The organism is Bifidobacterium callitrichidarum, from assembly GCF_003129905.1.
GTDB lineage: Bacteria > Actinomycetota > Actinomycetes > Actinomycetales > Bifidobacteriaceae > Bifidobacterium > Bifidobacterium callitrichidarum.
In genome coordinates this window covers 21,708-40,649 of sequence record NZ_QFFM01000022.1, presented here as the reverse complement: position 1 = coordinate 40,649, position 18,942 = coordinate 21,708, and the positions used below count along the sequence as shown (strand labels likewise).

The 18,942-nt window shown below is 67.4% G+C and carries 6 protein-coding genes; 2 read left to right on the top strand and 4 right to left on the bottom strand.

What is annotated here, in order from left to right:
• Positions 1-19: 19 nt before the first annotated feature.
• The 3 genes from DF196_RS09960 to DF196_RS09950 all read right to left on the bottom strand — a co-directional run bounded on the left by DF196_RS09960 (position 20) and on the right by DF196_RS09950 (position 13,609).
• Positions 20-9,709: a type I polyketide synthase gene (locus tag DF196_RS09960; protein ID WP_109057680.1), complete on the bottom strand. Its 9,690-nt coding sequence runs from the start codon at positions 9,707-9,709 to the stop codon at positions 20-22.
• A gap of 349 nt (positions 9,710-10,058) precedes the next feature.
• Positions 10,059-11,753 (bottom strand): acyl-CoA carboxylase subunit beta, encoded by a 1,695-nt coding sequence (locus DF196_RS09955; protein WP_109057679.1) that lies wholly within the window; start codon positions 11,751-11,753, stop codon positions 10,059-10,061.
• On the bottom strand, positions 11,750-13,609 hold the full coding sequence (locus DF196_RS09950) for an ATP-binding protein (RefSeq protein WP_109057678.1): 1,860 nt from the start codon (positions 13,607-13,609) through the stop codon (positions 11,750-11,752). The genes DF196_RS09955 and DF196_RS09950 overlap by 4 nt, the downstream gene beginning before the upstream one ends.
• A 540-nt stretch (positions 13,610-14,149) precedes the next feature.
• Here DF196_RS09950 and DF196_RS09945 point away from each other — a divergent pair.
• Positions 14,150-14,749 (top strand): biotin transporter BioY, encoded by a 600-nt coding sequence (locus DF196_RS09945; RefSeq protein WP_109057677.1) that lies wholly within the window; start codon positions 14,150-14,152, stop codon positions 14,747-14,749.
• A 132-nt stretch (positions 14,750-14,881) separates the two neighbouring features.
• Here the strand turns inward: DF196_RS09945 and DF196_RS09940 are convergent, their stop codons facing one another.
• The gene (locus DF196_RS09940) at positions 14,882-15,772 is read right to left on the bottom strand and encodes a biotin--[acetyl-CoA-carboxylase] ligase (protein WP_109057676.1); all 891 of its coding nucleotides are present in this window, start codon (positions 15,770-15,772) and stop codon (positions 14,882-14,884) included.
• A 663-nt stretch (positions 15,773-16,435) separates the two neighbouring features.
• Between DF196_RS09940 and DF196_RS09935 the strand changes: the two genes are divergently transcribed.
• Positions 16,436-18,940, top strand: a complete 2,505-nt coding sequence (locus tag DF196_RS09935) for a glycoside hydrolase family 94 protein (protein ID WP_109057675.1) — start codon at positions 16,436-16,438, stop codon at positions 18,938-18,940.
• Positions 18,941-18,942 lie beyond the last annotated feature (2 nt).

The window sequence follows — 18,942 nt, the reverse complement described above, 5'->3', positions numbered from 1 at the left end:
AAGGGGAGCCAAGTGCACATCAGGCTTCGTAGAAGCCGGATTCGCCGAGACGAGCGTTCGGATCCAGCAGCATCGCCTTTTCGACCTCGTGGTGGTCGTAGCCGCGGTGGTCGTCATGGAAGCGACGGTTCTCGATCGGCTCGTACAGCGCGGCACGACCCATCATGCCTTCCTCGAGGTGACGCTGACCGGCGGCCAGGCGTGCGTTGGCACGTTCGCGCCATTCGGCAAGCGCAGCCTCGCCGTCGGCCTTGGCCACGGCGGCCTCGAAGGCACCAGGGTGCACCAGCGCCACGAATCCGGACACGTGTCCGAAGCCGAGCGACGTGGCAAGTCCGGCCTTGACCGGACGGCCCGGCGTCACGCGACCGTACGAATCCTCGCCTCCGCCGATGCGCAGGGGCTTCCTGACCCAGACCATGTGGTCGTCGCGCTCCAGCTTCGGGTCCACGCAGTCGAGGGCCGCGTTGGCCGGGATCACGCCGGACTTGAACAGCTGCGTCAGGCCGTTGACCTGGAAGATGCAGGCACCGCCCTTGGCGTGGCCGGTGAGCGTCTTCTGCGAGATCACGAACAGCAGGTTGCCGTCCGTGCGGCCGATGGCGTGGGCCAGCGTGTTGTGCAGCTCGGATTCGTTCGGGTCGTTGGCGTTGGTGGACGTGTCGTGCTTGGAGACCACGGCGATGTCGTCCGCCGTGACGCCGAGCGCGGCCAGGTCACGCACGAGCTTCGACTTGCGGCCGCCGAGGCCTGCCGCCAGAGCACCGAGACCGGGGGCCGGAATCGAGGTGTGCGCACCGTCGGCGTAGCTGTGGATGAAACCGACCACTGCCGCGACCGGCAGGCCGAGCTTCAGGGCGATGTCGCCGCGGGTCACGAGGATCGTGCCGCCGCCCTGGGATTCCAGGAAGCCGCCGCGCCTGCGATCGTTCGCACGGGAGAAGAACCGCGCGTCGATGCCCTTGCCGTACATTTCGGCGGAGTTGGCGGTGGCGTTCATGTTGCCGAAGCCGATCACCGATTCCACGCCGATGTCGTCGATCGCGCCGGTGACCACGAAGTCGGCCTTGCCCAAGGCGATCTTGTCGACGCCCTCCTCCAGGGAAACCGCGGCGGTGGCGCAGGCGGAGACGGGCTGGATCATGTTGCCGTAGCCGCCGATGTACGACTGCATCACGTGTGCGGCCACCACGTTCGGCAGTGCCTCCTGCAGGATGTCGGTCGGGATCTCGTGGTTGAGGAAGCGGTCAAGGTAGAGCTTGCGCATGGAACGCATGCCGCCGAAGCCGGTGCCCTGCGTGGAGGCCACCAGCGAGGGGTGGATGGCCTGCAGGATCTCGGCCGGGGTGAAGCCGGCGGAGAGGTAGGCGTCCACGGTGGTGACGATGTTCCACAGCGCGATCTCGTCCACGTCGCCGACCATCGAGGCCGGGATGCCCCAGCGGGTCGGGTCGAAGCCGGTCGGGAACTGACCGCCGACCGTGCGGGTCATGGTGGCACGGCGCGGCACGCGGATCATCGAACCGGCGTGGCGGGTCACGTTCCATTCGCCGGATTCGGCGTCAGGGGCGATGGTGGTGCGCTTGGCGTCCAGCTTGACGTATTCGCGGGCGACGTCCTCGCTCGGCACGGAGAAGGTGACGTCGTGGTCCAGGAAGACCTCGGCCTCCTCCTCGTCGGCGCCGTCCTTGTAGTCGGAGCCCATGCCGGTCTCGAACGGGCGGATGCCGGAGCGGGCCACGACCTCGTCGTGGTAGCGTTCGGCGATGTCTTCCTCGGGCACCAGGTTGCCGTCGGCGTCGTACCAGCCGGGCTTGGGGCTGTCCTGCCAGGTCAGCAGGCCCATGTTCCAGGCCAGTTCGAGCACGGCGCCGGCGCTCAGGTCAACCTCGCCGTCCGAATGGATGCCGAGTTCGGCCTCGGCGCGCGTACGGCCGGAGCCCCACGGACCCAGTTCGCCGACGGACACGATGACGATTTCGTCCTCCGGGCGGGCGGTGACGTTCTGCCAGTCGGCGAGGTCGACCGGGGCCTGCTTGGTGACGATGGGGGTGGGCAGGGCCTTCAATTCCAGACCGTCAACGGAACCTTCGGCACTGTCCTTATCGTCCTTCTCTCCCCCAGTCAGCCTTTGGCTGCCAGCCTGACCGGTAATTATGGAGCCTACGGCCAAAACATCAGCTCGACTATCGTCTCGCACCTTGCCTACGGAAAGTCCACCGGACTCTCCGCCCAACGGCAAGGTCCCGTCAGAGGGGGCCAAGTCTGCGGCAGCTTCGGCACGGAGGGCCTTGATGTCGATGAGCTCGGAGCCGAGGCCGCCGGTCAGGTCCACGTCAAGCGGGTGCTTGACGGCTTCCGCACGCGATTCCGCGGTGCACAGGTCGAGCAGCTTGGCCGCGATCTGGGCGGTGGAATAGGTGTGGATGCCGTGACGCTCCACCACGTCGACCAGCGGGTCGTTGCCGCCCATGAGACCGGTGCCGCGCACCCAGCCGATCTTCGGGTGGGCGAAGGTGACGCGGTCGGACCAGGCGTCACGCTCGGCACGGGCGCGGTTGACGATGGCATCGAAGGCGCTCTTGACTTCGCCGTAGGCGCCGTCGCCGCCGAACACGCCGCGGTTCGGGGAGCCGGGCAGCACCACGTGGAGCTTGTGCTGCACGTTGGTGTCCGCGCCGATCTTCGAGAATCCGGCGATGGCGCGTTCCACGCCCCACAGCATGAGTCGGGCCTGCGATTCGAACAGGTCGCCGGCGTCGGCCAGGGTGCCGTGCACCGGCGGGGCCGCGAACGGGAAGAACAGGGTCGGCTCGTAGGCGGGCTTGAGCACGGTGGTGGTGGCACCGGAAGTCTTCTTCTGCTCGTGGCCCACCCAATCGACCAGCGCGTCCACGTCGCGGTAGCTGGAGAGGTTGGCCGGGACCAGCCACAGCTTGGCGTCGCCGGTGGCATGCTCGCGGTAGGCCTTGCGAGCCCAGGCCTTGATGGACGGCTTGAAGCTGTGCGAGGTGGCCACCACGGTGGCGCCGCCCGCGAGCAGGCCTTCGACCACCTGCGCGGCGATGGAGTTCGGGCTCACACCAGTCACGATGGCGATGTCGTTCGCGAAGCGGGATGCCTGGTGATCAGAGGTGACGGGTTCGAGGGCTTCGGAGGCTACCTTCTGGAAGGCGGTCTTGAGGTCGGCGGTGCCGCTCCCCTCACCCGCCGCGCGGGAGCTCCCCTCAGAGAGGGGAGCCGAAATAGCGGTCTCCTCGACGGAGGGCTGATTAGCGAACCAGTTGGCTTCGTCGGCGATGGTCTTGCCGAGGCCAATGAAGCTGCCGTTCAGGGCGGCTGGGTCATTGTCGTAGTAGGCGCGGGCGAGGTCCTCGCGGGCGGAGGCCCAGCGGTCGTCGAACAGGATGGCCTTGTTGGCGTCGAAGCGCGGCTCGACCTGCTTGGGCCAGTCGGAGCCGAGTTCGGCCTCGACCGCGGCCACCACGGCGGCATTCTCGTCCTCTTCCTCGGCGGGGGCCGGGGCGGCCACGCCGAGTTCACCCAGCACGAAGCGGGCGGTGGCGGCGAGCACGCCGTTGGAGCCGGTGACCTTCTCGGCGAAGGCGTCCAGCGCGGCGGAATCGACCACCGCGCCGCCGGCCGCACCACCCGCGGTGGGCAATGCGACGGTGACGCCCTTCAGCTGGGCGACGGTCTGGACGGCGGCGTCGATGAGCTTGTCCGCCTCGGCCTTGGACTGCACGGCCGCGGTCGGCAGTTTGGCGAGGTCGCCGCCGCGGGAGCTGGAGCCCTCGCGGGTGTCGAGCAGGAGCGCGGCAAGCACGCTGGCCACCCAGCCTTCGCCGAGCTGCCAGACGTTGGCCACACGGTCGCGGATGTACTGCTGCTTGACGCCGGCGGCGCCGAAGAGCGCGCGCAGACGGTCACGCAGGGCTTCGGACAGCACGGCGCCGAACGGCTTGTAGTTCGGGGCGGCCTTGTTCACGATCTGCGCGAGCTGCACGAGCGTGGCTTCGGCGGCACCGTCCACGCTGGCGACTCCCAGTTCGGAGCTGATGTCCATGAGCAGCTGGTTGCGGCGCGAGGAGACGCCGTTGGTCAGGGTGTCGGTGGTGTCGTTGCTGCCGATCTGGTCAAGGCGCACCTTGGCGGAGTAGGCCATGAGCACGCCGATGGCGTCGGAGGCCTTGAAGGGCAGGTCGGCGACCGGGCCGGTTGGGGCGCCCAGTTGTGTTGCGGCATCATCCTCGGCTCCCTCTGATGAGGGAGCTGCCTGCACCGCAGGCTGAGGGAGAGAAGCAGGCGTAGCCGTAAAAACATCGGATTGGCCGGAGGCCAATGCCTTATTCTGAGCGGCAGCCGCCGTAGTCTCTCCCCCAGTCAGCCTGCGGCTGCCAGCCCCCTCGTCAGAGGGGGCCAAGGCTGCAGCTGCAGAATCAGCATCATCCTCGGGCACGAGGGAATCGGAATCGGTCATGTACACGCGGCCTTCGTCGCGGCCCACGTTGTAGACCACGGTGTCGCTGCCGGCGAACTCGGGCAGACGCAGGGTCTTGGCACCGAGGTTCGCCAGGGTCGGCGCGTTGCCGAGACCGACCTCCACGTATTCCTCGACGCCGAGGCCACCCTGCTCGCGCCTGCCGAACAGCAGCGCTTGGGTCTCGATCCAGCGCACCGGGGAGGCGAACTGCCAGGAGAGCAGTTCGGTCAGGAGCAGTCGGCCGAGCTTCTGGTCGTCCGCGGCGTAGGAATCCCACACCTCCGGGTTCTCCAGGGCCTCGCGGATGCGCTCAGAGGGCACCACGTCGAGAATCTTGGCGGCGAACTCGCGGGTCATCTCGAACGGCACGGCCACCAGGTTCGGGATGTAGCGGCCCACCAGACGGCCGCGGTAGTCGATGTACTGAGGCAGCAGCGCGTCGAGCTTGTCGCGGAACTCCGGCACGCCCTTGCGAAGCAGCGTGGAGTGGAACGGCACGTCGATGCCGGGCACCAGCATGAACGCCGGCTTGCCGCCGTATTCGGCCACGCGGCGGGCGGCGTCGGCCTTCAGGGCCTTGAGGCCCGCGATGGTGCCGGCGATGGCGTACTGCTGGCCGGCGAGGTTGTAGTTGACGATCTGCAGGAACTCGCCGCTCTTCTTGGCCACGGACTCCACGTATTCCTTGACGTGCGCGTCGTCCACGCCGAACTGGTTCGGACGCAGCGCGCCCATGCGGTAGTTGGAGCGGCCCTGGGCGTCGCGGTCGATGAGGTGGTGCATGGTCGAGCCGCGGTGGAACACGAGCTCCAGCACGGTCTCCAGCGGGATCACACCGGCGAATGCGGACAGCGCGTTGTACTCGCCGAGCGAGTGGCCGGCGAAGTAGGCGGGCCAGATGTCCGCGCCGGCCTCGCGCAGGCGGGCGGTTTGGGCGAAGGCCACGGTGGCGAGCGCCACCTGTGTGAACTGCGTCAGGTTGAGCAGGCCTTCGGGGTGACGGTAGGTCACGCCGTTGGCGGTGAGCTCCTTGGGGTTATCGCGCACGAGGCCGATGATCGAGAAGCCGAGCTTGGAGCGTGTCAGCTTGTCGGCGCGCTCCCACACGTCGCGGGCGGCGGCGGACTTGGCGCGCTCGTCCAGGACCATGCCCTGCTTCTGGATGCCCTGGCCGGGGTAGACGAAGGCGGCGCGCGGGGCACGGACCAGTGCGGTGCCACGGGAGACGAGCTGTCCGCCGATACGGCAGGTGACCTCCAGGGTCATGCCGCCGTGGCGCACCTTGCCCACGCGCTCCACAGAAATCTCCACCTGGTCGTTCAGCTGGACCATGCCGTACATGTTGTAGGTCCAGCCGGCGATCTCATAGTGCGCACCCTTCTCATCGGTGGCCTGCACGGCGTGCTGGGCGGTGGCGGACAGCCACATGCCGTGCACGAGCGGGGCCTTGAGCCCGGAGATGCGGGCGCCGCGCGTGGAGGTGTGGATCGGGTTGAAGTCGCCGGAGGTGCGGGCGAAGGCGGTCATGTCGCCGGGGGCGGTGACCTTCACGCGGCGCAGCAGACGACGCGGCGTGGGCTCAATCTCGTCATGCGAGGCGTCGCCGAATTCGGGGGCGTCCGCGGGCAGCGCGTCGGAGTAGACACGGCCGCGGATGGCGAAGCGCTCGGTTTCGCGGGCCAGCAACGTGCCGTCGGCGGCGGTGTGGGTCACGTGGATGGTCACCACGCGGCCGGATGCGGATTCGAAGTAGTCCTCGGCCCAGGAGGTGAGGGCGATGGTCTCGCCGGTGTGCTTGAGCAGTTCCTCCTCGTTCACCTCGAGTTCGATGAGGTGGTCGAGGTGGACGGCGTTGAGCAGGCCTTCGATGACCGGGTAGCCGTTGACGGAGACGGAGCCGAGCGCCGCGTAGATCGCCGGCCAGGCGGGGCCGACCAGCGCGTCGGGGGCGATGCGGCTGGGCTGCAGGGTGGCGGGCAGGGCACCGCCGGTGGCCGCCTCGTGGTCGAAGCCGAGGTTGGCGGAGAGCGTGTAGGTGGCATGCGCCTCGCCGAACACGCGACCTTCGGCGGGCGTGATCTCGGGCATGGCGGCGAGCTTGTCGCCGGTGATGGCGGTGTTGCCGATGCCGGCGGTGGCGGCGAGCATCGCGTAGACGTCCGGGATCAGGCGCTCGCGGTCCACGACCGGCACGCGGCCGGGTTCGGTGCCGCCCACGATGAGCGGGATGACGATGTCGCGCACGGCGTGCTTGGAGAAGCCACCATCCAGATCGTTGTCCCAGTAGGTGTCGAGATGGATGTCAAGGTCGTACTTGCCGGCAGTGGCGTCAAACGCGCGGATCTCGTAGTGCTCGTCGCCCAGTGCGGTGCCGTAGGCGGGGTTGTCGGTGATGTGGCCCACCCAGGAGATGTTCGGGGACTTGCGGATGAAGTCCTCGGCATCGGTGGCGTCGCCCAGCGCGGCGAACGCCTGCGGCTCCTCGGTTTCGGCGGTCTTGACACGCTCAATGGCGGCGTGTTCGAAGCGGCCGAGGATATCGGCCACCGGCTCGTCCACGCTGGTGATGCCGGCCACGGAGATCGGGCCGGGGATGGCACGCACGGAATCGGCGGAATAGCGTGGGTCCTCGGACTGCCAGAGCTGATCCTGGCCCCACCAACGCAGCAGGTCGTGGTCGATGACCGGCACGAACGGCATGGGCTTGGGGTATTCGCGCACGAGCACCGGGAACCAGGCCACGTCGGCCGGGACCACTGTGAGCTCGGCGGTTTCGGAGTAGGTTTCGGCGAGCTTGGCGAGCGCCGGGGTCGAGTCCTTGAGGATGTCGTCGCGGGTCAGGAGTCCCGCTGCGGCGGCGGCTTCGGCGGAAGTGCCGTCCGCGGCGAACAGTCGGGAGGCGAACTTGCCGGAGTCCTTGGCGTTGACGCGGGCCTCGATGCGCTGCAGTAGGTGCTGGAAGCGGTCGGCATAGGTGGGGTCGACCCACGGGTAGGCGAGCGCGGCGAAGCGCTTGGCCCAATCGAGGTAGGTCATGGAGTCGAGGTCGCCGAAGTAGGGCTTGGCGGTCTTGTTCAGGGCCTCGATGATCTCGCCGCGGCGGGACTCGAGTTCTTCGGGGTGCTTCATGACGCGCACGAGCAGGCGGCCGCAGGCGGCGGAGGAGTTCTCGAGTTCGTAGATGTCCGCGTGCAGATGGCTCAGGCCGGAGGAGACGCCGCCCGCGGACTTGCCGGAGGGCACCCAGTGGGCGGCCTGCGGGGCGAACGGATCGGCGGCGTCATCGCCGGCACCGGCGGAAGGGGCCGGGATGCCGGGCGTCTTGACGAGCAGCTGCTTGACTTCGGGGCTGGTGTGCGCCTCCTTGGCGGTCATCACAGCGGTGCCCACGAGCACGCCGTCCACCGGCATGTCGGGCAGGCCGTAGGCGCGGGCCCACTGGCCGGAGATGTAGTCGGCGGCACGTTCGGGGGTGCCGATGCCGCCGCCGGCCACGAGCACCAGATTCTCGCAGGCGCGCACGTCGGCGTAGGTGGCGGCCAGCAGGTCGTCGAGAGCCTCCCAGCTGTGGTGACCGCCGGCCTCGCCGCCCTCCACCTGGATCATGATGACAGTGGGGGCCACGGCCTTGGCGATCGCGACCACCTGACGGATCTGGTCCACGGTGCCGGGCTTGAAGCTCACGTACGGCAGGCCGTCCGCCTGCAGGGACTTGATGAGGGAGACGGCCTCGTCAAGCTCAGGAATGCCGGCGGAGACCACCACGCCGTCGATGGGCGCGCCGGACGCGCGCTTCTTGGGTACGATGCGGGAGGAACCGAACTGCAGGTTCCACAGGTAGCGGTCCATGAACATGGCGTTGAATTCGACCGTGCGGCCTTCCTCCAGCTGCTCCTCCAGCGCGGCCACGTGGCCACCGCCGGCGAGCGCGGCCCAGTAGCCGGCGTTGGCGGCCGCGGCCACGATCTCCGGATCCACGGTGGTGGGGGTCATGCCGGGCAGCAGCACCGGCGGCTTGCCGGTGAGACGGGAGAACTTGGTGACGAGCTTGTCGCCGGCCGGGGTGGCGATCACGCGCGGCGCGAAGGCCTTCCAGTTCTGGGTGCGTTCGGGTTCGCCCTCCAGCGTGGACAGGGCGGCGCGTTCGGCGAGGGTCGTGGCCTCCACCACTCCCACGCCGGTGCCCTGCACGACGTTGCCCACGAGCTTGCCCAGGGTGTTGCCCGGGCCCAGATCCACGATCCACAGCTTGGCCGGGTCGTCCACCTGGTCAAGCAGGGCCTTGACGCGGGCATTCCAGTCCACGTGGTTGAGCAGTACCTCCTCGGCGAGCGCGCGGGTGCGGTCCTGGTCGAAGCCGCAGGCGGCGGCCCAGGAGACGGTCTGTTCCACGGCCTCGGCCATGAGCGGGGAGTGGAACGGCAGGGTGACCTCGAGGTATTCGAGGGTGGGGTTGAACACGGCGCCGCCGTGCAGCTTCTCCTCGCGCAGCTTGGTCTGGTGCTTGTGCTCGCGCTCGGTTTCGATGGCGAATGCGGACAGGTCCTCTGGGTAGCCTGAGAGCACGTGGTGGTTGCCCGAGTTGGTCACGGCGATGGAGATCGGGCCGCGGGCGTGGTTCGAGCCGGCCACGCGGGCGATGAGCGCCTTGACCTGGGCCAGGGTGGCACCCTTGACGGAGAGCATCGGGCTGGCCTCACCGTACTTGGTGGCCAGTCCCAGTTCGCGCACGCGACGGGTGCCGGCGGCGCCGATCAGCGAGGCGACGGCCAGGATCTCGTCGAGCGTGGGGGCCGCGGCCTCGATCGAGCCGGCGGATTCGATGGCGCGGGCCATGTGGACCGCGAGCACGCCCTGGGAGTGGCCGAGCACGGCGGCCGGCTTGGCCGTGGCGAGCGTGTATCCCAGGTGTTCGAGGTCGAGCAGGGCGCCGAGCTGGGTCAGGGCCACGCCTTCCACGGAGGCGGTGGCGTCGGCCGCGGCGCCGAGGCGGGCCGGGTTCGGGGCGAAGCCGAACAGGTCCACCGGGCGGCCGGTGGTGGCGAGCAGGTCGGCGGCCACCGGGGTGAGCAGTCGGCTTGCGGCCTCGACGTGGGCGTGCAGGGCCTCGTCGAGGCTGGGATCGGTGGTCTGGTCGGCGAGCGCGACCGGCCACGGGGTGGACTGTCCGGCAAAGGCGAGCGCGTGCGGCTCGGCGGCCAGGCGGTTGAGGAAGAAGGTGGTCATTGGTGTTCCTTGGGTTGGTGGATTGGTTGACGGATTAGGAAAAAGTTGATGAGACATGAGCTTTGGCTCCCTCTGACGGGACCTTGCCGTTAGGCGGAGAGTCCGGTGGACTCTCCGCAGGCAAGGTGCGAGACGACAGTCGAGCTAATGACTCGGCCGAAGGCTCCATCATTGCTGGTCGAGCTGTCGAGCGCAGCGAGACTGAGGGAGAGAAGCCGCGATGTCAATCGCGAAAGAAACAGCATCGGCCCGCAGGCCGATTCGTTACCAATGCGGCTTGCGCCGGCTGCTCTCCCCCACCCGCTTCGCGGGAGCCCCCTCGCCAGAGGGGGCCAAGATACGACCCGCGCTACAGCGGTTGGTTGCCGTGATGCTTGGTGGTCCGTCTCACGCGGCGTTTGGTGGCGAGCGTGGCGAGGGATTCGGCGATCACCTCGCGGGTCTGCTCCGGGTCGATCATCGCGTCGATCTGCCCGATTTCGAGCGAGAGGTTCGCGTTGACCGTGCTGGTCTCGTATTCCTTGATGTACCGGGCTCTGAGCGCTTCCACGTCCTGTCCGGCGGCCTTGGCCTTGGCCAGGTCGTGCCGGTGAATGATGTTCACCGCACCGGCCGCGCCAAGCACGGCGATCTGCGAGCTGGGCCATGCGAAGTTGAGGTCCGCGCCGATGGCCTTGGAGCCCATCACGATGTACGCGCCGCCGAACGCCTTGCGCAGCACCACGGTCACGAGCGGCACCTGCGCGTTGGCGTAGGCGTAGATCACTTTGGCGCCGCGGCGGATAATGCCGGCATGCTCCTGGTCGGAGCCGGGCTTGTATCCGGGCACGTCCACGAGCGTGACGACGGGCAGGTTGAAGGCGTCGCACAGGCGTACGAACCGGGCCACTTTCTCGGACGAGTCGACGTCCAAGATGCCGGCCCTGACGTTCGGCTGGTTGGCCACGACGCCCACCGGATGCCCGTCGATGCAGGCGAATCCCACGAGCGCGGAGGCGCCGAAGAGTTCCTGGACCTGCACGAATTCGCCGTAGTCCACGATGCAGCGGATCACGTCGAGCATGTCGTAGGGCTGGCGTTCGTTGGCGGGCACGATCTGGGCGAGCCGTTTGGCGGTGTCCCGCTCGGCGCGGGTGGCGGCGTAGGCGTAGACCGGCGGCTGGCTCTCGGCGTTGGACGGCAGGTAGGCGAGCACGGTGCGCGCGTAGTCGATGGCGTCCGACTCGTCCTCGCCGAGGTAGTGGGCCACGCCGGAGACGCGGTTGTGCACCTCGCCGCCGCCGAGGTCGGCCATGGAGATGGTCTCGCCGGTGGCCGCCTTGACCACATCCGGGCCGGTAACGAACATGTTCGAGTTCTCGCGGGTCATGATGATGAGGTCAGTCAGGGCCGGACAGTAGACCGCGCCGCCGGCGCAGGGTCCCAGGATCAGGCTCAGCTGCGGTACGAAGCCGCTGGCCTCGCAGGTCTTGCGGAAGATGCGGCCGTATTGGGTGAGCGCGGCCACGCCTTCCTGGATGCGCGCGCCGCCGGAGTCCACGATGGCCACGATCGGTACCTTGAGGTCGATGGCCATGTCCATGAGGCGGCAGATCTTCTCGCCTTCCGCGGTGCCGAGGGTGCCGCCCTTGACGGAGAAGTCCTGCGCGTAGACAGCCACCTTGCGCCCGTAGATCAGGCCGAAGCCGGTGATGACGGCCGCGCCCGCGTTGCCGGCGGCGATGTTGCCGCCCTGGAAGCGGCCGATCTCCTCGAAGGTGCCGGTGTCGAAGAGCATGTCGAGGCGTTCGCGGGCGGTCTTCTTGCCTTTGGCGTGCTGCTTGTCGCGGGCGCGCTCCTCGGCGGCGCGGGCCAGTTCGGCGGCACGGACCACGGCGGCCCTCAAAGGCTGGTGGGCCGAGGGCTGCGACGGGTTGGCGGAGCCGCGCGCGGCGGAATCGGCGGAACCACGCGCATCCTCAGCGCCCGTCGTCCCCGTCCCCGCGCCCGCCGCCGCGGAGCGCACCGCCGCCTTGACGGCCGGGGAGTCCATGATGTCGGTCATTTGGCCGCCTCCTTCTTGGTCACGTCCAGGGTCACGAGGGTGTCGCCGGCCTCCACGCCGTCCGCGGGCCCGACGAAGATCTTGGTCACTTCGCCGGCGGCGGGCGCGTACACGTAGTTCTCCATCTTCATGGATTCGAGCACCACGAGCAGGTCGCCCTTGGCCACCTGCTGGCCTTCGGACACGTTGATGCGGGTGACCACGGCCTGCATCGGTGAGGCGATGACGCCGGACTGGACGCCGTCGTTCGCGCTCTGCCCTGCGGCGGCCACGTTGTGCAGACCGGCGCCGCGCAACGGCTGGGTGGGCCGCTTGGCGCCGCGGGCGCGGGCGGAACCGGTGATGTTCTCCACGATGTCGAGCGGCACGGTGAGCTTGACGCGGCGGTCGTTCATTTCGATGACGAACGTCTCGGTGCGGTCCTTCTCGGCTTCCGCGGCTCCCTGGGCCGTGCCGGCTCCGGCGAGGGACGCGGGCTGCCCGGCACGGGCGGAATCCGGCTCGCGGTTGAGGTACGTGCGTTCCAGCCATTTGGTGGACACGGCGAACGGATGGCCGCCTTCCGCAGTGAAGTCGTCGTTGCGGAAGATCTCCTTGAACAGCGGGATCGGCGTGGGCACGCCCTCGATCACGAGTTCGTCGAGTACGCGGCGCACGCGGGACACGGCGGCGGCGCGGTCCTGCGCGGTGACGATCACCTTGCCCATCATCGAATCGAATTTCGGTGAGATGGTGTCGCCCTGTTCCACGCCGGTGTCGATGCGCACACCGGGGCCGGCCGGCCATTGGATGCGCTCCAGTGTGCCGGCGCCGGGCGTGAGGTTTTTGGCCGGGTCCTCGCTGGTGATGCGCAGTTCGAAGCTGTGGCCGCGCGGTTCGGGGGCCGGTGTGAGCGTGCCACCGGAGGCGATGACGAGCTGCTCGCGCACCAGGTCGAGTCCGCTGACCTCCTCGGAGACGGTGTGCTCGACCTGCAGTCGCGGGTTCACCTCGAGGAAGTAGACCTTGCCGTTGGGCGTCACCATGAACTCGCAGGTGCCCAGGCCCACGTAGTCCACGGTGGTGAACAGGCGGCGGGAGTACTCCACGAGCGTGTCGGTGATCTCCTGGGGCAGGAAGGGGGCGGGGGCCTCCTCCACGAGCTTCTGGTTGCGGCGCTGCAGCGAGCAGTCGCGCGTGGAGTAGACGGTGAAGTTGCCGTGGGAGTCGCGGCCGGACTGGGTCTCGACGTGACGGGCCTTGTCGATGAACTTCTCGATGAAGTATTCCTTGAGATCGCCGCCCTGGAGCGCGTCGTGGTTGGTGTAGAAGCGGCGCAGCTCCTCGTCGTCGTGGACCACGGTGATGCCGTGGCCGCCACCGCCGTCGGTGCGTTTCATCATGATCGGATAGCCGTGGGTGTGCGCGAAGTCGAGCAGTGTGCGCATGTCCTCGACCGGTTCGGACAGGCCGGGCACGGGCGGCACCTTGGCGCGCAGGGCCACACGGCGGGCGGTGATCTTGTCGCCGAGGTCCACGAGTGCGGTGTGGTGCGGCCCCACCCAGATGGCGCCGGCGTCCTCGACCTTCTGCGCGAAGCTCGGCACCTCGGAAAGGAACCCGTAGCCGGGATGCACGGCGTCCGCACCGGTGCGGTGCAGGATGTCGATGAGCAAATCCTCGTTGAGATACGTGTCCTTGTAGGTGTCGCCGGAGAGCAGGTACGCCTCGTCGGCCATGTCCACATAGCGGCCGTCGCGGTCCTGTTCGGCGTAGACGGACACGGTCTTAATCCCCATCTCCTTGGCCGTGCGCACCACGCGCAGCGCGATCTCGCCGCGATTCGCGATCAGCAGTTTATTGACAGATTGAGCCATATCGTCAAATTTTTGCGCGCTTCGGCGGCCACGGCAAGACCCGTTCACACAAAACGTTTCAAGGGCTTTTGTAGGCTACCGACAAACGAGCGCGTAGGTTTCGCCGACGTAACCGTAAGCGACCAACAGCCAAAAGCGTTGCGGTTCCGCCGTTTTTAACCCACCTACACTCGCTGTCGCAAAGTTGACAATGAAGAACTATTCGTCAACTTGCGACAAATCGAAATCAACATTTTTGTAACTTGGCACGAAACCGCACGAAAACGAACATTCCTACGATGGCAATCGTTGGGGGAAGGTTCCGCCGTTGCCGGCTTCTTGGGAGAGGCCGGCAACGAAGCCTCGCGAACAGCCATCGCGGCCCTTCACGGACCACACGCGGCAGGAGTCTTTTCCGGATCCCTGTCAGGGGAGCCGGCGGCAAAGCCAACGAAGGGTGGCCCGTGACCGCTACGCCCGCAAAACCACAAGCACCCAGCACATCACGCCACATCACAAACCCAGCACATCACGCCACATCACAAGGGGGAATCACACATCATGCAGACTTCACACACCGCAACACCCGCCGCCTCCGCAATCTCGCTCACCCGCCGCATCGCGGCCGCATCCTGGAAGCCGGTGCTGTTCGCCGCATTGCTGTGGCTGGCGGCCGCGGCCGGCGAGATTCCGGTTCCCGGCACGCCGGTGCCCATCACGCTGCAGACTTTCGTGGTGATGCTGGCCGGTCTCATGCTGCCATGGCGTCAGGCCACCTCCGCCGCGGCGCTGTATCTGGCCGCCGGCGCGCTGGGCCTGCCGGTGTTCGCGGGCGGCGCCTCCACGATGGCGTTGGTCGGCCCGAGTGCCGGTTTCCTGTTCGGTCTTATCCCGGGCATCATCGTCATCGCGCTGCTGCGCGGCAAGGCTGATCTTTCCTCCGCCGCGCGTGCGGCGTTCACCGCCGGCCGCTATCTGCTGGCGGCCCTCGTCGGCGGCGTCGCGGTGGTGTACTTCTTCGGCATCACCGTGCAGTCCACGCTCACGGGCGTGCCGCTGACCACGGTCGCGCTGGCTTCCATGGCCTTCATCGCCGGCGACATCATCAAGGCCGTGGTGGCCGCGCTGGCCACCTCCGGACTGAGCCGGCTTGTCCGCTGAAATCGCACTGAGCCGCGCCGAAATCGCGTCATCATATGGTTCGGGCCGCCCTGCAGCATATGCGGGCGGCCCGAACCATCTCTCTTTCTTTCCTCTGATCGTCGGCGGCAACCGTGACGCCGACGACGTCTGTTACAGCACGCCCACGTCCGCGGTGTGCACGGTGTGGTCGACCCCGTCGGGGGTGCGCAGAATCAGCGAGGCGTCCTCATTGAGACCGATCGCCTCGCCGGTCAGCGTGGATCCGTCCGTGAAGTGCGCCTCGACCTGACGGCCGCGCGCCCAGCACACGGTTTTCATCTCCTCGCGCAGCAGTTCGGCCTGGCCGTGTGGGTCGGCCACGAATTGGGCCAGTCGCTCACGGAAGCCAGCTACTTCGCGGGCGGCCACGGCGTCGCGCAGTTCGCCGAACGCCGGCAGGTCGTGCACATGCAGCTGCAGCGACGTGGACTGCGGCGTGGGCAGTCGGCATGCGCCGAGCATGAGGTTCAGGCCGACGCCGAACACGACGGCGACATCGACGTCCGCATCCGCCGTCTCGGGCAGCAGCACCAGCTCGGACAGCAGTCCGCCCAGCTTAAGGCCGTGGCAGAAGATGTCGTTAGGCCACTTGAGTTCCAGCAGCGAATCCGGATGGTCTGGCTCGGCACCGAATTCCTTCATCGCACCGTTGAGCGCGTCCAGCGTGACCAGTCCGGCGATCATCTGCAGCCACCCGTTGAGCGTTTCGTCGGTGGCGATCGCGCGCGGCAATCTCACGGCATAGGAGATCGTGGAGGATCGGCCCGGCTGGCTCACCCACGTGTGCCCGTTGCGCCCGCGGCCGGCGGTCTGGCGGTCGGCGGCCACCACGGCGATGGCGGGGGTGCCGTCCTGCGCCGGGGCGAGCGGCATCGTGCCGTCGGCGATCATGCGCGCGGCAAGCGCGTTGGTCGAGTCGGTCTCGGCCACTGCCACCACCTGTTCGGTGGCATCGTTGGTTCTCGGCAGCTGCGGCACTGCAGCCTTCAAAGCAATAATCATGGGTGACACCATACCCCCGATACCGACCAAGATGACCCCGTCATCCCACGAAGAACCGCACAATTCCAACCATTTTCCGACAACGGTTCGTTGTTAGCGCTCACAACCACCGCGCAAAGTGACGCAAATCACATTTTCGTCACATCAAGCCGGCGGGGCCGCACGAACCCCACCAGCCAGGGCCGCCGAGCCGTCAGGCTCCGGGCGCGAATCCGTCTTCCAGAGGTCTTTTCCGCATAGCAACGGCTGGTTCCTGTACTGAAAGGACCTCAAATCCAGGTATTCGCGGTCCTTTCAGTACAGGAACGAGGGTCTGCTGTACTGAAAAGACCGCGGACGCCGCGATTGACGGTCCTTTCGCCATAGAAGACGCTCCCTTCTGTATCGAAAAGACCGCAAGCAGGGCACACGCCGCCTCAACCTCGCGCCACCCGCGGCCCGCCGACACCGCAACCACCGCCAGCGCCCCAGCTCAGCCCACCGCCAGCAACCCGGCCCAGCCCGTCACCTATGCATATCCATCAATCACAAGCACTCCTCACACACGCCTTATTTATAACCTTATAAATAAGTGCTATGCTGATGACGTACGCACAGATGCACGGCACCGCGGCAAGGCTCCGACGGCGCCACAGCAGCAACGAAGCAGCCGAAAGGAAACCCATGCGATACGGTCATTTTGATGATGCGAACCGCGAGTACGTAATCGAGACCCCCGCCACCCCCCTGCCGTGGATCAACTACCTGGGCAACGAGGACTTCTTCTCGCTGATCTCCAACACCGGCGGCGGCTACTCGTTCTACAAGGACGCCAAGCTGCGCCGCATCACCCGCTACCGCTACAACAACGTCCCGTTCGACAACGGCGCACGCAACTACTACGTGAGCATCATGAGCGGCGAGGGCGCGGACGCGACGCCGGTCGAGACCTTCTCCCCCACCTTCCTGCCCGTCAAGACCCCGCTTGACAGCTACAAGTGCCGTCACGGCATCGGCTACACCGTCTTCGAGGCCACCAAGTCCGGCATCCGCACCGAGCTGACCGCGTTCGTGCCGCTGCACACCGCGGCCGAAATCAACCGCCTCGACATCACCAACATCAACGGCGCCCCGAAGACCGTGGACGTGACCGGCCTGGTCGAATGGTGCCTGTGGAACGCGGTGGACGACTCCAGCAACTTCCAGCGCAATCTGTCCACCGGCGAAGTCGAGGTCGAGCGCCGCGAGGACTCCACCCTGCTCTACCACAAGACCGAATTCAAGGAGCGCCGCAACCATTACGCATTCTTCGGCGTGAACGCGCCGGTCGTCGGCTTCGACACGAGCCGCGACGAGTTCCTGGGCCAGTTCAACGGCTGGGACACCCCGCAGGTCATCGCCGAGGGCAAGGCCCACGATTCCGTGGCCCACGGCTGGTACCCGATCGCCGCGAACCGCGTGCGCGTCACAATCGCCCCCGGCGAGACCAAGTCGCTGGTGTTCACTCTCGGCTACATCGAGGTGCCGAACGACCAGAAGTGGGAGGACCCGAACGACCCGGCCAAGGTCGGCATCATCAACAAGAAGCCCGCGCACGAACTGTTCGCCCGCTTCGACACGACCGATAAGGTCGAGGCCGCGCTCGCCGAGCTCAAGGACTACTGGAACGGCCTGCTGAGCATCTACAGCGTCGAGTCCGGCGACGAACGCCTGGACCGCATGGTCAACATCTGGCACCAGTACCAGTGCATGGTCACGTTCAACATGTCCCGCTCCGCGTCCTACTACGAGTCCGGCATGGGCCGCGGCATGGGCTTCCGCGACTCCAACCAGGACCTGCTCGGCTTCGTGCACCTCGTGCCCGAACGCGCCCGCGAGCGCATCATCGACATCGCCTCCACCCAGATGGAGGACGGCTCCGCCTGGCACCAGTACCAGCCCCTGACCAAGAAGGGCAATGCGGACATCGGCGGCGGCTTCAACGACGACCCGCTGTGGCTCATCGCCGGCGTGAACGCCTACCTGGCCGAGACCGGCGACGCCTCGATTCTCACCGAACCGGTCCCGTTCAACAACGTCGAGGGATCCGAGGTCCCGCTGCTCGAACACCTGCGCCGTTCCGCGAACTTCACGATGACCCACCTCGGCCCGCACAAGCTGCCGCTCATCGGCCGCGCCGACTGGAACGACTGCCTCAACCTCAACTGCTTCTCCGCCACCCCGGGCGAGAACTTCCAGACCGTGGAGAACAACGACACCGGCGTGGCCGAATCCGTGTTCATCGGCGGCATGTTCGTGCTCTACGGCGGCCAGTACGCCGACATCCTCGAGCACTACGGCGAGGCGACCGGCATGAGCGCCGACGAAGTGGCCGCCGAGGCCGCGAACGTTCGCACCGCCATCGACGACATGACCGAGGCCGTTAAGACCGCCGGTTGGGACGGCGAATGGTTCGTACGCGCCTACGATGCCTACTCCCGCCCGGTCGGCTCGCACACCGACACCGAGGGCCAGATCTACATCGAGCCGCAGGGCATGTGCGTCATGGCCGGCATCGGCCTGGACGACGGCAAGGCACAGGCCGCGCTCAAGTCCGTGCGTGACCGCCTGACCTGCGAGTGGGGCACCGCGATCCTCGCGCCCGCGTACTCCACCTACCGCATCGAGCTTGGCGAGATCTCCACCTATCCGCGCGGCTACAAGGAGAACGGCGGCATCTTCTGCCACAACAACCCGTGGGTCTCCATCGCCAACGCCCTCGCCGGCAACGACGAGGAAGCCTTCAACGTGTACCGCCGCAACTGCCCCGCATGGCTCGAGGACAAGTCCGACATCCGCAAGGTGGAGCCCTACGTGTACTGCCAGATGGTCGCCGGTCCCGAGGCCGCGATCCCGGGCGAGGGCAAGAACTCCTGGCTCACCGGCACCGCCGCATGGACGTTCGTGGACGTCTCCCAGTACCTCCTCGGCATCCGCCCGACCCTGGACGGCCTTGCCATCGAACCCCACCTGCCCGCCGAGTACACCGATCTGACCGTCACCCGCGTCTACCGTGGCACGACCTACCACATCACCCTCAAGCGCACCGGCCAGCGCACGCTCACGGTCGATGGTCAGCCCGTCAACGGCACCGTGGTGCCCGTCCCGGCCGCCGGCACGACTACCGTGGACGTCAGCGTCACGTTCTGATT